This window comes from Pseudomonas sp. XS1P51 (genome assembly GCF_054897845.1).
Window position 1 is genome coordinate 1020709 of sequence record NZ_CM142707.1, and the last position, 14524, is coordinate 1035232.

Consider the following 14524-nt stretch of genomic DNA (forward strand, 5'->3'; position numbering starts at 1 on the left):
CACGGCAGGATCACTCCAGCGTCGGGGCGGTCCTGCAACTCTTGCGATTACGAATCTCGCTGTCCGTCGGTCGCTCTTTGACGAACTCTAAGCGCGGTTCCCCTTCGTTGTAATGAACCAGCCAGCCCCATTCCAGCTCGGACTCATCCTGGCCGGGTTTCGGTGGCACGGCCCACCATGGCTCTTTGCTGATGATCTCTCGCATGGCCCCCTCCAGTTGAATCGGTTGCATGAACTATAACTTGGATGTCAGGAGGTGCCATGTATGAGCGACGAATCCCATGAGCCCGTCAAACGACTGTTTTTCGCCCTGAACTGCGCGCCTGCCCAGCGCAAGGCGATTGCCCAATGGCGCAGTGATCTTCAGCTCAGGAGCGGGCGCCCGGTGCCGGCGGAAAACTTTCACCTGACGCTGAAGTTTCTGGGCGCTGTTGCCGTGGCGCAGATCGCGGAAGTCTGCACGGCCGCCGCGAACATTCGCGTGCCCGGTGTGCCTTTGAAGGTTGTGCTTGATCGCCTGGATGTCTGGCGCAGGGCAGGAGTGTTGGTGCTGGCGCCAGAGCAGGCGCCGCCGGAGCTGTTGCGTCTGGTTTACGCGCTGGAGCAGGCGATGTTGCCGTTCGGGTTTGAAGACGCACCGAAGGAATTCCGCCCGCACCTGACCTTGATGCGTGACTATCGAGTGCCGGTGCCTGAAGCTCCCACCCCACCGGAGTTCTTCCTGCGCGCCGATGACTTCACCTTGTTCGAGTCCCATAAAGGGCGCTATCGGGCATTGGCGCAGTGGCCGCTGGTTCCGTAATGGCAGCCACAAAAAAAGGCGCCCGAGGGCGCCAAACTTCACCTTGACCGAGGGAGCCGGGTGAGGCCGTTCTTCAGAGAGGAGTGCAGCGGTGGTAAGGCGCTGCGTGAACGGAAAAGGTTAATGCTGATTTCTGTGTTGAATGTTAAGGCCTCATCGCGAGCAGGCTCGCTCCCACAAGGGATCGGCGTCGCACACAAATCCGTGTTCCACCACGGCCCACTGTGGGAGCGAGCCTGCTCGCGAAGCAATTTCAGCTTCAGCGGTAAATCCGAGTGCATTACTTGCCGAGCTTCACCCGCGTCCAGCCGCGCGTCATCACCCGCTGAACGCCAATCGGCATATCCGGAATCGCATACAACGTCGCCATCACGGCCTGCGGCGGATACGACCCCGGATCATCCCGAATTGCCTCATCCACCAACGGCGTCGCCGCTGCGTTGGCGTTGCTGTAGCCGATGTTGTTGGTGATCTCGGCAATGATGTCCGGGCGCATCAGGAAGTTCATGAACAGGTACGCGTTGTCGACGTTCGCCGCGTCCCGTGGGATCGCGACCATGTCGTAGAAGCTGCCGGCGCCTTCTTTCGGAATGCTGTAATCGATCTTCACCTTGTCCCCGGCCTCCTTGGCGCGAGCCTTGGCTTGCAGCACGTCACCGGAGTAACCGACCGCCACGCAGATGTTGCCGTTGGCGAGGTCAGAGATGTATTTCGACGAATGGAAGTAAGCCACCGACGGGCGAATCTTCATGAACAGCGCTTCAGCTTCGGCGATCTGCGTCTTGTCCTGGGAGTTCACCGGATAGCCCAGGTAGTGCAGGGCGGCCGGGAGCATCTCGGTCGGCGAATCGAGGAAACTGATGCCGCACGCTTTCAGTTTTTCGGCGTTTTCCGGTTTGAACAGCAAGTCCCAGGAATTGATCGGCGCATTGGCACCCAGCACTTCCTTGACCTTGGCCGGGTTGAAACCGATGCCGATCGAGCCCCACATGTACGGGAAGGCATGACCGTTATCCGGGTCGCTGGCGGAGGCGTTTTTCAGCAGGACCGGGTTGAGGTTCTTCCAGTTCGGCAGCTTCGACTTGTCCAGCTCCTGATAGACGCCAGCCTTGATCTGCTTGGCCAGGAAACTGTTGGACGGCACGACGATGTCATAGCCGGATTTTCCCGCCAGCAGGCGTGCCTCAAGGGTTTCGTTGCTGTCGAACACATCGTAGGTCACGCGGATGCCGGTCTCGTCTTCGAACTTCTTGACGGTGTCCGGGGCAATGTAATCCGACCAGTTGTAGACGCGCAGTACCTTGTCATTGGCCTGGGCGCCAGTAGCCATTGCGCCCAATAAGGACAGTGTCAGCAGAGTCCTGCCAAACATTTTCATCGGTACAACTCCATTTCTTTTTTTATTCAAAATCACACAGCAAAAATGCAGTGAACACAAAACCCGTGGCGAGGGGGCTTGCCCCCGTTCGGCTGCGAAGCAGTCGTGAATCCAGGCGACTCGGTGGGCCTGAAACAACGCAGGGGCCGCTTCGCAGCCCAACGGGGGCAAGCCCCCTCGCCACAGGTTGGTGTTCACAGAGCACTACGCCGTCGCTTCCACCATTTGCTTTTTAGGTGGCTGCCAGGATTCGCTGGCGGTCTGGTCCATCGCTTCCTGGATCGCCCGTTTGCGGGTGGCTTCGGCGCGGCGGCTGAAGTACCAGACCATGAAGGTCACGATCGAAACCGCCAACAGAATCAGGCTGGCCACAGCGTTGATCTCAGGCTTCACACCCAGACGCACCGCCGAGAACACTTCCATCGGCAGGGTCGTGGAACCCGGGCCGGACACGAAGCTCGCCAACACCAGGTCATCCAGCGACAACGCAAACGACATCATGCCGCCGGCCGCCAGTGACGGCGCGATCATCGGGATGGTGATCAGGAAAAACACCTTGAACGGCTTCGCCCCGAGGTCCATGGCCGCTTCTTCGATGGACAGGTCCAGCTCACGCAAACGTGCCGAAACCACCACCGCCACATACGCCGCACAGAACGTAGTGTGGGCGATCCAGATCGTCACCAGCCCGCGTTCCTGTGGCCAACCGATCAACTGCGCCATGGCCACGAACAGCAGCAACAGCGACAGACCGGTGATCACTTCCGGCATCACCAACGGCGCCGTCACCAAGCCACCAAACAACGTGCGGCCCTTGAAGCGCGTCACCCGAGTCAACACAAACGCCGCCAACGTCCCCAGCGCTACGGCGGCAATCGCGGTGTAGCAGGCGATTTCCAGCGAGCGCACCACCGAGCCCATCAGCTGGGTGTTGTCGAGCAAGCCGGCGTACCACTTGAACGACCAACCACCCCACACCGTCACCAGTTTCGAGGCGTTGAACGAGTAGATCACCAGGATCAGCATCGGCAGGTAGATAAACGACAGGCCGAGCACCAGCATCAATTTTGAAAATCCGAAACGTTTCATCCCCGTGCCTCCATCTCTTTGGCCTGACTACGGTTGAACAACAAGATCGGCACAATCAGGATCAACAGCATCACCACCGCCAGGGCAGACGCCACCGGCCAGTCGCGGTTGTTGAAGAACTCTTGCCACAGCACACGACCGATCATCAGCGTCTCCGGGCCGCCCAGCAGTTCCGGAATCACGAACTCGCCGACCACCGGAATGAACACCAGCATGCAACCGGCGATGATCCCGTTCTTGGCCAGCGGCACCGTGATTTTCCAGAAGTTGTTGAAGTTGCTCGAACCCAGGTCCGAACCCGCTTCCAGCAGGTTTTGATCGTGCTTGACCAGGTTGGCATACAGCGGCAACACCATGAACGGCAGGTAGGCGTAAACCACGCCGATGTACACGGCCGTGTTGGTGTTGAGGATCTCGATCGGGTGGTCGGTCAGCCCGGTCCACATCAGGAACCCGTTGAGCAAACCGTTGTTGCTGAGAATGCCCATCCATGCGTAGACGCGGATCAGGATCGCGGTCCAGGTCGGCATCATGATCAGCAACAGCAGAACGTTTTGCGTTTCCTTGCTCGCCTTGGTGACCGCATAGGCCATCGGGAAACCGATCACCAGGCACATCAGCGTGCTCAAGAACGCGACCTTCAACGAGCCGAAGTAGGCCGAGATGTACAACTCATCCTCGGTCAGCAGCGAGTAGTTGCCGATGTTCAGCAGCAGCTGAAATTTCTGCTCGGCGAAGGTGTAGATCTCGGAGTAAGGAGGAATGGCCAGGGCCGCTTCCGAGAAGCTGATCTTCATCACCAGGAAGAACGGCAACAGGAAAAACAGGCACAGCCACAGGAACGGAATCCCGATGACGAGCTTTCGACCACTCGGCATCAGCCGCATGAACTGCTGATTGAGTGTTTTCATGAGCGCAGTACCACGCCGCTGTCGTCTTCCCACCACACGTAAACCTGGTCGTCCCAGGTCGGTCGTGCGCCACGGCGTTCGGCGTTGGCCATGAACGACTGCACGACTTTGCCGCCCGGCAATTCCACGTAGAACACCGAATGGCCGCCGAGGTAAGCGATGTCATGCACCTTGCCCTGGGACCAGTTGTAGCGGGTCTCCGGTTGGGTGGTGCTGACCAGCATTTTTTCCGGGCGGATGGCGTAGGTGATCGACTTGTCCTGCACCGAGGTGCTGACGCCGTGACCGACGTAAATCTTCTGCTCCAGGTCCGGGCTGTGAATGATTGCGTGACCTTCAAGGTCTTCCACAACAGTGCCGTCGAAGGCGTTCACGTTGCCGATGAACTCACACACCATGCGGCTGACCGGCGCTTCATAAATGTCGACCGGGCTGCCGATTTGCGCGATCCAGCCCAGGTGCATGATTGCGATGCGCTGGGCCATGGTCATGGCCTCTTCCTGATCGTGGGTCACCATCACGCAGGTCACACCGACGCGCTCGATGATTTCAACCAACTCCAGTTGCATCTGCGAACGCAGTTTCTTGTCCAGCGCGCCCATCGGTTCATCGAGCAGCAACAACTTCGGACGCTTGGCCAGGGAACGGGCCAACGCCACACGCTGACGCTGACCGCCGGACAACTGATGGGGTTTGCGTTTGGCGTACTGGGTCATGTGCACCAGACGCAGCATCTCTTCAACACGGGCGTCGATTTCGCTGGCGGGCAAACGGTCCTGCTTCAGGCCGAAGGCGATGTTTTGCGCCACGGTCATGTGTGGGAACAGGGCGTACGACTGGAACATCATGTTGATCGGCCGTTCGTACGGGGGCATGTCAGTGATGTCGACGCCGTCGAGCAGAATCCGCCCTTCGGTCGGGCGCTCGAAGCCGGCGAGCATGCGCAGCAGGGTCGATTTGCCGGAACCGGAACCGCCGAGCAGGGCGAAGATTTCGCCTTGATGAATCTCAAGCGAGACATCGTCCACCGCCGTGGTTTCGTCGAATTTCTTGGTGACGCGGTCGACTTTCACCAACACCTTTTTCGGTGACTGGTGACCTTCAAGAGCCTTCCTGTAGATGCTGGAGGCATTTGCCATGTGAAACTCCCAACAGGTTTCAGTCGTCGGGCCAACGCGGCCTGACTTAAGAGTGGATTCCAGGCCAGAGCCGTACGGTGTCAGTCAGTTCAGCGGCGCCCCCTGTGGGAACGAGCCTGCTCGCGATTGCGGTGGATCAGTCACCCTTGATGTCGCATGACACACTGCAATCGCGAGCAGGCTCGCTCCCACAGGGGGATTTGCGCTTGCTTCACTGGCATCGCCCGGCTCGGGCTTATTCGGCACCGCCGTCCTGGCTGCCTGGGTCGTACTTGTTGTTATTGCGGTTCATCTATTACGTGAGCGACCGGCGCGCAAAGGCACGCCCGCCTGACTCACGGGGGCAGTAAATTGAGTGCTTGTGGTTTAAGTCAGCGCTTATTGCGTTGCGCGGCCCGTCGCCGGCATGCATCGCCGAACGCCTGGAAAATACTCAAGTAAGGAGGATTCGAAAGCACCTGCCATTCCGGGTGCCATTGCACGCCGACGGCGAAGGTTGGGCTGTGTTCCACCGAGATCGCCTCGATCAAACCGTCTGGCGTAATCGCTTCGGCACGCAGGCCGGGAGCGAGTCTGTCGATGCCCTGACTGTGAATCGAATTGACCTGGAACACCGACGGCAGGTCCAGCGATTCAAACACGCCACCCGGTTGCACCGTCACCGCATGCGCCGGTGCGTACTGCACCGCCAGATCCGGGCTGTCCGCTTCACGGTGATCCAGCATGCCGGGCAGTTCATGCACCTTCTGATGCAGGCTGCCACCAAACGCCACGTTCATTTCCTGAAAGCCACGGCAGATGCCGAGTACCGGAACGCCCGCCGCAATGGCTGCACGCAATAAGGGAAGGGTGGTGGCGTCCCGCGCCGGATCGTGATCCGTGCCGGGAGCGCTGGCCGGGCCTTGATAGTGGAAGGGCTCCACATTCGAGGGCGAGCCGGTCAGCAGCAGACCGTCGAGATGCGCGAGCACATCAGCGATCTCGGTCAGTTCAGCCAGAGAAGGAATGACCACAGGCAGCCCCAAAGCCGCGACGCTGACAGCACGCAAGTACTTGTCGCCGCTGACGTGGTAGGGGTGCAGGCCAATCTGTTTGACGCACGCAGTAACGCCGATCAATGGCTTGAATGCCATTTTTATCACCTCGAAGTTTCACACTTGAACGAGCTTTTCCGGAGCTTAGCCTTGTTGATTTTAATTAACAACTCTCATGTAAAAAATTCTAAACGCCGCACGTCCGATGCTGAGGATTTTCGCGGCGCGCAAGCCTGATCTGGCACTCTCGTGCCCAAAAAAGGCCAGAAAATAAAGGATGAGAGGCCGAGTGTTCGCTATTGACTTCACTTTGCCGTTCGGGTTGACTGGCTCGGCGAAACAGCAGTGAACATAATAATTAACAGCTAATAGGTGCATCATGTCGGTCCCTCTGCGTACCGTTCAACTCAACGAAGCAAACGCATTCCTTAAGAAATATCCTGAGGTTTTGTACGTCGACCTTCTGATTGCGGATATGAACGGTGTGGTGCGCGGCAAGCGCATCGAGCGCACCAGTCTTCATAAGGTCTACGAAAAAGGCATCAACCTCCCGGCGTCACTCTTTGCTCTGGACATCAACGGCTCCACGGTGGAAAGCACTGGCCTGGGTCTGGACATCGGCGACTCGGACCGGATCTGCTTCCCTATCCCAGATACCTTAAGCATAGAACCCTGGCAAAAGCGCCCGACCGCGCAGCTGCTGATGACCATGCACGAACTCGAAGGCCAACCGTTCTTCGCCGACCCTCGCGAAGTGCTGCGTCAGGTGGTGAGCAAGTTCGATGACATGGGCCTGACCATTTGCGCCGCGTTCGAACTCGAGTTCTATCTGATCGACCAGGACAACGTGAACGGTCGTCCGCAATCGCCACGTTCGCCGGTGTCCGGCAAACGTCCGATGTCGACTCAGGTGTACCTGATCGACGACCTCGACGAATACGTCGATTGCCTGCAAGACATCCTCGAAGGCGCGAAAGAGCAGGGCATTCCTGCGGACGCCATCGTCAAGGAAAGCGCCCCGGCGCAGTTCGAAGTGAACCTGCATCACGTCAATGACCCGATCAAGGCCTGCGACTACGCGGTGTTGCTCAAGCGTCTGGTGAAGAACATCGCCTACGACCACGAGATGGACACCACCTTCATGGCCAAGCCATATCCGGGCCAGGCGGGTAACGGTTTGCACGTGCACATTTCGATTCTCGACAAAGCAGGCAACAACATCTTTGCCAGCGAGGATCCCGAGCAGAACGCCGCGCTGCGACACGCGATCGGCGGTGTGCTCGAGACCCTGCCGGCGCAGATGGCGTTCCTCTGCCCGAACGTCAACTCGTACCGTCGTTTCGGCGCGCAGTTCTATGTTCCGAACTCGCCGAGCTGGGGCATCGACAACCGCACTGTGGCGGTACGTGTGCCGACCGGTTCGCCGGACTCGGTACGCATCGAACACCGCGTTGCCGGCGCCGATGCCAACCCGTACCTGTTGATGGCGTCGGTATTGGCCGGCATTCACCACGGCCTGACCAACCAGATCGAACCGGGCGCCCCGGTGGAAGGCAACAGCTACGAGCAAAACGAACAGAGCCTGCCGAACAACCTGCGCGATGCCTTGCGTGAGCTGGACGACAGCGAAGTCATGGCGCGCTACATCGACCCGCTGTACATCGACGTGTTCGTGGCGTGCAAGGAAAGCGAGCTGGCCGAGTTCGAGAACTCCATTTCGGACCTTGAGTACAACTGGTACTTGCACACCGTCTGATGGGCCAACCCCCATCTTTGATGGCGGACAAATAACCCTGTAGGAGCTGCCGAAGGCTGCGATCTTTTGATCTTGATCTTCGGCGGCATCCCTGACGTCAAAAGCCAGATCAAAAGATCGCAGCCTTCGGCAGCTCCTACAGGGCGCCGGGCTAACGATCACTTATTCCTCTGCGTCGAGTCACAACCATGACAAACACTCGCAGCGACTGGGAACAACGCTTCCAGTCCTTAACAATCGAAAGCCGAGCATTCATCGACGGCCAATACCGCGCGGCACTCAGCGGTGACACCTTCGAATGCATCAGCCCGGTCGACGGCCGTTTCCTGGCCAACGTCGCCAGCACCGACGAAGCCGATGCCAACGCGGCAGTCGCCGTCGCACGCCAAACATTCGAATCCGGCATCTGGTCCAGACTCGCCCCGGCCGAACGCAAGCGCACTCTGATCCGTTTCGCCGATCTCATCCTGGCCAACCAGCAAGAACTCGCCCTGCTCGAAACACTCGACATGGGCAAACCGATCAGCGACTCGATGAGCATCGACATCCCGGCGACCGCCAACGCGATCCGCTGGAGCGCCGAAGCCATCGACAAAATCTACGACGAAGTCGCCGCCACGCCGCACGACCAACTCGGCCTCATCACCCGCGAACCTGCAGGCGTTGTCGCCGCCATCGTGCCGTGGAATTTCCCGCTGATCATGGCCAGCTGGAAATTCGCCCCGGCCCTCGCGGCCGGTAACTCCTTCATCCTCAAGCCTTCGGAAAAGTCGCCACTGACCGCGATCCGCATCGCCCAACTGGCGCTGGATGCCGGCATCCCGAAAGGCGTGTTCAACGTCCTGCCGGGCTACGGCCATACCGTCGGCAAGGCGCTGGCGTTGCACATGGACGTCGACGTGCTGGCCTTCACCGGCTCGACCGCGATCGCCAAGCAACTGCTGATTTACTCTGGCCAAAGCAACATGAAACGCGTCTGGCTCGAAGCAGGGGGGAAGAGCCCGAACGTGGTGTTCGCCGACGCGCCGGATCTGCGCGCGGCAGCACAGGCAGCGGCCAGTGCGATCGCCTTCAACCAGGGCGAAGTCTGCACCGCCGGTTCGCGTTTGCTGGTGGAGCGTTCGATCCGCGAGCAATTCATTCCGCTGCTGGTGGAAGCGCTGCAAGCCTGGAAACCGGGATACGCTTTGGACCCGGAAACCACCGTCGGCGCGGTCGTCGATCAGCGTCAACTGGACAACGTGCTGCGCTACATCCAGGTCGGCAAGGACCAGGGCGCGCAACTGATCGCGGGCGGCAACCGCACCCTCGAAGCCACCGGCGGCCTGTACGTGGAACCGGCGATTTTCGACGGCGTGACCAGCGCCATGACCATCGCCCGGGAAGAAATCTTCGGCCCGGTGCTGTCGCTCATCACCTTCGACACCGCTGAAGAAGCACTGGCGATTGCCAACGACAGTATCTTCGGCCTGGCCGCAGGCGTCTGGACCAGCAACCTGAGCAAGGCCCACACCTTCGCGCGCGGCTTGCGTGCCGGTAGCGTCTGGGTCAACCAGTACGACGGCGGCGACATGACCGCACCGTTCGGCGGGTACAAGCAATCGGGTAACGGTCGGGACAAATCGCTGCACGCGTTCGACAAATACACCGAACTCAAAGCGACCTGGATCAAGCTCTAATACTTCTACAACGGCGGTCGCCGGCAGGTGTCGGCGGCCATCGGAGAATTTTATGAAGCAAACACATGTAAACAGCTACTACGCCGCCACCCGCAACTTCACCGGCGATTTCCCGGTGCTGGAACACGCGGTGGACTGCGACGTCTGCATCATCGGCGCCGGCTACACCGGTTTATCCTCGGCGCTGTTCCTCGCCGAGGCCGGCTATAGCGTGACCGTGCTCGAAGCCGCCAAAGTCGGTTTCGGCGCCAGCGGTCGCAACGGCGGCCAACTGGTCAACTCCTACAGCCGCGACGTCGATGTCATCGAAGAACGTTACGGCGACAAGACCGCCGAAGTCCTCGGCAGCATGATCTTCGAAGGCGCCGACATCATCCGTCAGCGCATACAACACTACGACATCCAGTGCGACTACAAGCCCGGCGGAATCTTCGCCGCGCTGAACAAAAAGCAGCTCAAAGGCCTGGCCGAGCAAAAGAGCAACTGGGAGCGCTACGGCAACAACAATCTGAAAATGCTCGACGCGGCGGACATCAAGCGCGAAGTCGGTTGCGACAACTACGTCGGCGGCTTGCTCGACATGCAGGGCGGCCACATCCACCCGCTGAACCTGGCCCTCGGCGAAGCCTCGGCCATCATCGGCCTGGGCGGCAAAATCTACGAACAATCGGCCGCCGTGGAAATCACTTACGGCGAACCGATCACCGTGCGCACCGCCAAAGGCCTGGTCCGCGCCAAGTACCTGCTGATCGCCGGCAACGCCTACTTGCCGCAAGACCTCGACAACCGCGTCACGCGAAAAAGCATGCCGTGCGGCTCGCAAATCGTCGTCACCGAACCGTTGTCCGAGCAAGTCGCCCGCAGCCTGATCAAAAACAACTACTGCGTCGAAGACTGCAACTACCTGCTCGACTACTACCGCCTTACCGCCGACAACCGCCTGCTGTACGGCGGCGGCGTGGTCTACGGCGCCCGCGAACCGGACGACATCGAACAACTGATCCGCCCGAAAATCCTCAAGACCTTCCCGCAACTCAAGGACGTGAAAATCGACTACCGCTGGACCGGCAACTTCCTGCTGACCATGTCCCGCATGCCGCAATTCGGCCGCATCGAGAAAAACGCCTACTACATGCAAGGCTACAGCGGCCACGGCGTCACCTGCTCGCACCTGGCCGGCAAACTCATCTCGGAAATGATCCGCGGCGACGCCGAACGCTTCGATGCTTTCGCCTCGCTCCCGCACATGCCCATGCTCGGAGGCCGCACCTTCCAGGCCCCACTCACCGCCATGGGCGCCGCGTACTACGCACTGCGTGATCGTTTCGGCATCTAACCCCGACGCACAATCCTGTGGGAGCGGGCTTGCTCGCGAAGAGGCCGTATCAGCCACCATCAATGCCGCCTGACACACCGCCTTCGCGAGCAGGCTCGCTCCCACAAGGAATCCAAGGTGTACACAAAATCTGTGACCAACCGGGACCCAACTGTGGGAGCGAGCCTGCTCGCGAAGAGGCCATATCAGCCACCACCAACATCCCCTGACACCCCGCCATCACAAGCAACCCCACTCCGACAAGGAATCCAAGGTGTACACAAAATCTGTGACCAACCGGGACCCAACTGTGGGAGCGAGCCTGCTCGCGAAGAGGTCGTATCAGCCACCATCAATGCCGCCTGACACACCGCCTTCGCGAGCAGGCTCGCTCCCACAAGGAATCCAAGGTGTACACAAAATCTGTGACCAACCGGGACCCAACTGTGGGAGCGAGCCTGCTCGCGAAGGGGCCATATCAGCTACCACCAACATCACCTGACACCCCGCCATCACAAGCAACCCCACACCTCAAAAGCATCCCCGACAACCTTTTCACCCACCCACTCATCGAACCTGCTGAGCAACACGAACAAACGTGATTTAATACCCGCCTTTCACAATCCTGGGACAGGGAAGCGGTACTTTCGCGGCCAAAAGTCGCCCGCCATCCACCCCCATAACCCTTAAGTATTCTTCGCATAAGGCTGTCATGGACACGGGCTCACGACTCAAATTAGTACGCGAAAGCTACAAACTCTCCCAGCGCGAGCTGGCCCGGCGTAGCGGCGTCACCAATGCCACCATCTCCCTGATCGAACAGAATCGCGTCAGTCCCTCCGTCAGCTCCCTGAAAAAACTGCTCGAAGGCATACCGATGTCTTTGGCGGATTTCTTTACCTTTGACCAACCGCCGCGTGAGCATCAGTACGTGTTCCGCGCCAATGAACAGCCTGATCTCGGGCGTCATGGGTTGCGGTTGCTGCTGATTGGGGCGTCGGTGCCGAGTCGGCAGATGCGACTTTTGCGCGAGCAGTACGCGCCAGGGGCGAGCTCGGGGGAAGAGCCGATTGTGCATTCTGAGGGGGAAGAGTGTGGGCTGGTTACGCGGGGGACGGTTGAGCTGACGGTTGATGGGCAGATTAGTGTGTTGAATGCCGGGGATGGGTATTACTTTCCGACGACGCTGCCGCATCGGTTTCGGAATATTGGGGCGGATGAGGCGGAGATTATTAGTGCGAATACGCCGGCTAACTTTTGATGGGGGGCGGTGATGGGGCCGCTTTCGGCCAAACGCTGTCGGTCAGCACGGGCAGAAAGCGGCCAAAAGCTGCTAATCAATACTGAGCAGAAAGCAGCCAGAAATGGTAAGAGGTTTTTCATATTGCTCAGCGAGTCGCTAGTCCATTGTGCGTTCGGGTTCAAAGCCTGCTGGCGATTTCCTTCCATATGTAGGCGTAGTTGTATTTCAGCCAGCGAACCAGCACTTTATCGAACTGTCTGCGAAACCAATTTCGTTCTCTTGCTGCCAGCCTTTCCTCTATCGAGACTCTGAGTATGTCAGGATCAAAGCCCGTCCATACCGGAGGCACAGCTGCTACAAGATTGGTGAAACACACCGGTGCGACCTCTGAATAAAGGATTTCGTACAGAATGTCAGGGTCGACGCCTCTGACCTTTTTCGCTACATAGTCATATTCGACTGGGAAATCGTTGAATGGCTCGGAGAGTGCGGCTCTGACCTTTGTCAGTTGTGGTTCAGTCAGAAGATGTCCCAATGTGTGAATTCCTCCAGCTCTTCATCCAGTGAGCTCGCCACCGCTTCGCCTGCGACACCACCGGCGACTGTCCCAGCCAAGACAACTGCAATCGCGCAAATAGGGGCAGCAGGACCACAAATCGCGCTGACGCCCATCCCAGCAAGGATACCGCCTACCGCACCAGCACCGACGATGATGCCTTGGCGCGCCGTTTCTTTGGGTTTGTTTTCAGCATTCAATATTTGATAGGTCGCCAGAGCCGCCGTCACGAGAACGCCGAGTTTGCCCATGATCAGGATTTTTTTTTGTGCCGGCCGTGAATCTGGCATTATCCCGGCCCGCAGATTCCAGAATGGTGTAGTGGACCTTGTTCTTTTCTACTTCTGAAAGGCTGTCGTAACCTTTTTGGAATAGGCTTTCAGAGTACATATCTAAAAGCGTTTTGAGCCCCCGTCCTTCTTTTTTCTTCCTTTGGACGATTGCCAAACCCTGCGCAGAGGTGAATTTGCGATGCTCCATCATGATTTTGTTTCGCATCTCATGACTGAACTTCACACCTTCTTGCGCCGTAATCTTTCCAGCTTTCACGTCATCGCGGGGTTGCTGGGACATGCGTTTAATGTTCTTGGTATAGCTTGCCCTGATTTTTTCATCAGAGATGGCATCCAGCGAAAACCTCAGCGCAGTGCCCTCCATCAGTTCTAACGCCCTGTCGAGGGGAGAGTCTTGCAAGGCGTGCTCACGCTGAACGACATAGCTGCCGGTGACAATGTACGGCTCAGTCATAGGATGGTCCTTATCCTAAAATTGTGTTCAATAGGCTCTCGGTGAGGGAGGGGGCCTCTGCGGATGCTCGCTCTTCAAACTTGAGCATCACGCATGTCTTGCCCGATGGATTCGAAAATTTAACGGCGTTGTCCTTATCGAATACACCGGGAAGCGATGAGCCATCCTCAAAATGCGCGGAGCACGATAAGCCCTCATAGCTTTCTTCAGCAGGGGATTCTGAAGCCGATCCAGCGGGCGTAACCCGCTAAGGGTGTGGGAGGAACAAACTCGCAGGGTGTATGGGTATCGCCGATTATCACCGTCCCCGACCCGCCAACTACAACACCGCCGTGGGTGCCACCAGTGTCGATGGTTGCGGCATTCTTGCCGTTGATGAACACAGTCGAAGACAGCCCTGATGAAAGCGCACTGCCGCACGTGCAGGTGTCGCCTTGCCGTGCTGCGGAAAGTCCGTCGAAAAACACGTCGGGAGAGGCTACCCAATGGGATTAGTACCGTGCCCCGGCAACGGGCAACTGTATGGATCACTCTTACGCGCTGCTGGCCTAGCCACTATGACCTCCTGTCAAATCCGTGTGAGCGTCGTAACCTACCAGACCAGATCGCCCAATAGAAATCTCCGTGGTGATGGGCGCATGCAATGATCAGCGCTTGAACCAAGAATTCACTATGAAGCGAAGAAAAAGCTGCATTTGATTGCAAAGGTCAAGGGCAGCAATCAGCTGTGGATTCAACCTGTCGCCACAGTCAGCTATGGGTCGCCTACTGCCAGTCACGAACGGCAGCAGTTGCGCTAAATTTGCCATTCACAATTTAATGCACCCCGGTTCACTCAATCCAAACACCCAAAATTGCCAAATATGATCACTCAA

12 protein-coding genes and 2 pseudogenes are annotated in these 14524 nt (G+C 58.4%); 5 read left to right on the forward strand and 9 right to left on the reverse strand.

The features are described 5' to 3' along the window. Positions 1-10 precede the first annotated feature (10 nt). A complete protein-coding gene (locus tag ACYZUD_RS04815; protein WP_462022868.1) occupies positions 11-205 on the reverse strand; it encodes a hypothetical protein in 195 nt (64 codons plus the stop codon). A gap of 60 nt (positions 206-265) precedes the next feature. Between ACYZUD_RS04815 and thpR the strand changes: the two genes are divergently transcribed. After that, positions 266-802 (forward strand): RNA 2',3'-cyclic phosphodiesterase, encoded by a 537-nt coding sequence (gene thpR, locus ACYZUD_RS04820; RefSeq protein ID WP_462022869.1) that lies wholly within the window; start codon positions 266-268, stop codon positions 800-802. Between the two features lie 280 nt (positions 803-1082). On the opposite strand, the gene ACYZUD_RS04825 is transcribed toward thpR, so the two are convergent. From ACYZUD_RS04825 to ACYZUD_RS04845, 5 genes are all read right to left on the reverse strand, one after another. After that, on the reverse strand, positions 1083-2180 hold the full coding sequence (locus ACYZUD_RS04825; protein ID WP_462022870.1) for a polyamine ABC transporter substrate-binding protein: 1098 nt from the start codon (positions 2178-2180) through the stop codon (positions 1083-1085). Between the two features lie 204 nt (positions 2181-2384). Further along, a complete protein-coding gene (locus tag ACYZUD_RS04830) occupies positions 2385-3269 on the reverse strand; it encodes an ABC transporter permease subunit (protein ID WP_462022871.1) in 885 nt (294 codons plus the stop codon). Beyond that, positions 3266-4147 (reverse strand): ABC transporter permease subunit, encoded by an 882-nt coding sequence (locus ACYZUD_RS04835; protein WP_462025184.1) that lies wholly within the window; start codon positions 4145-4147, stop codon positions 3266-3268. Before ACYZUD_RS04835 ends, ACYZUD_RS04830 begins: the two co-directional genes overlap by 4 nt. Positions 4148-4176: 29 nt before the next feature. Continuing rightward, complete coding sequence (potA, locus tag ACYZUD_RS04840; RefSeq protein ID WP_462022872.1) at positions 4177-5319, reverse strand: polyamine ABC transporter ATP-binding protein; 1143 nt, start codon at positions 5317-5319, stop codon at positions 4177-4179. 371 nt (positions 5320-5690) lie between these two features. Further along, on the reverse strand, positions 5691-6452 hold the full coding sequence (locus tag ACYZUD_RS04845; protein WP_462022873.1) for a gamma-glutamyl-gamma-aminobutyrate hydrolase family protein: 762 nt from the start codon (positions 6450-6452) through the stop codon (positions 5691-5693). 280 nt (positions 6453-6732) lie between these two features. Here ACYZUD_RS04845 and ACYZUD_RS04850 point away from each other — a divergent pair, with 280 nt between their 5' ends. The 4 genes from ACYZUD_RS04850 to ACYZUD_RS04865 all read left to right on the forward strand — a co-directional run bounded on the left by ACYZUD_RS04850 (position 6733) and on the right by ACYZUD_RS04865 (position 12364). Continuing rightward, entirely contained in the window at positions 6733-8109 is a 1377-nt protein-coding gene (locus tag ACYZUD_RS04850) for a glutamine synthetase family protein (RefSeq protein WP_462022874.1), read from the forward strand. A gap of 188 nt (positions 8110-8297) precedes the next feature. Continuing rightward, on the forward strand, positions 8298-9788 hold the full coding sequence (locus tag ACYZUD_RS04855; protein ID WP_462022875.1) for an aldehyde dehydrogenase: 1491 nt from the start codon (positions 8298-8300) through the stop codon (positions 9786-9788). 52 nt (positions 9789-9840) lie between these two features. Then, positions 9841-11124, forward strand: coding sequence for an NAD(P)/FAD-dependent oxidoreductase (locus ACYZUD_RS04860; protein ID WP_462022876.1), 1284 nt, complete (start codon positions 9841-9843; stop codon positions 11122-11124). A 691-nt stretch (positions 11125-11815) separates the two neighbouring features. Beyond that, positions 11816-12364: a cupin domain-containing protein gene (locus tag ACYZUD_RS04865; RefSeq protein WP_007895886.1), complete on the forward strand. Its 549-nt coding sequence runs from the start codon at positions 11816-11818 to the stop codon at positions 12362-12364. A gap of 160 nt (positions 12365-12524) precedes the next feature. Here the strand turns inward: ACYZUD_RS04865 and ACYZUD_RS04870 are convergent, their stop codons facing one another. The 3 genes and pseudogenes from ACYZUD_RS04870 to ACYZUD_RS04880 form a co-directional block, all read right to left on the reverse strand. Then, the gene (locus tag ACYZUD_RS04870) at positions 12525-12881 is read right to left on the reverse strand and encodes a DUF7079 family protein (RefSeq protein WP_223433039.1); all 357 of its coding nucleotides are present in this window, start codon (positions 12879-12881) and stop codon (positions 12525-12527) included. Further along, a pseudogene (locus ACYZUD_RS04875) lies at positions 12866-13649 on the reverse strand (hypothetical protein). Before ACYZUD_RS04875 ends, ACYZUD_RS04870 begins: the two are co-directional and overlap by 16 nt. A 10-nt stretch (positions 13650-13659) precedes the next feature. Continuing rightward, positions 13660-14208: pseudogene (locus ACYZUD_RS04880) on the reverse strand (PAAR domain-containing protein). Positions 14209-14524 lie beyond the last annotated feature (316 nt).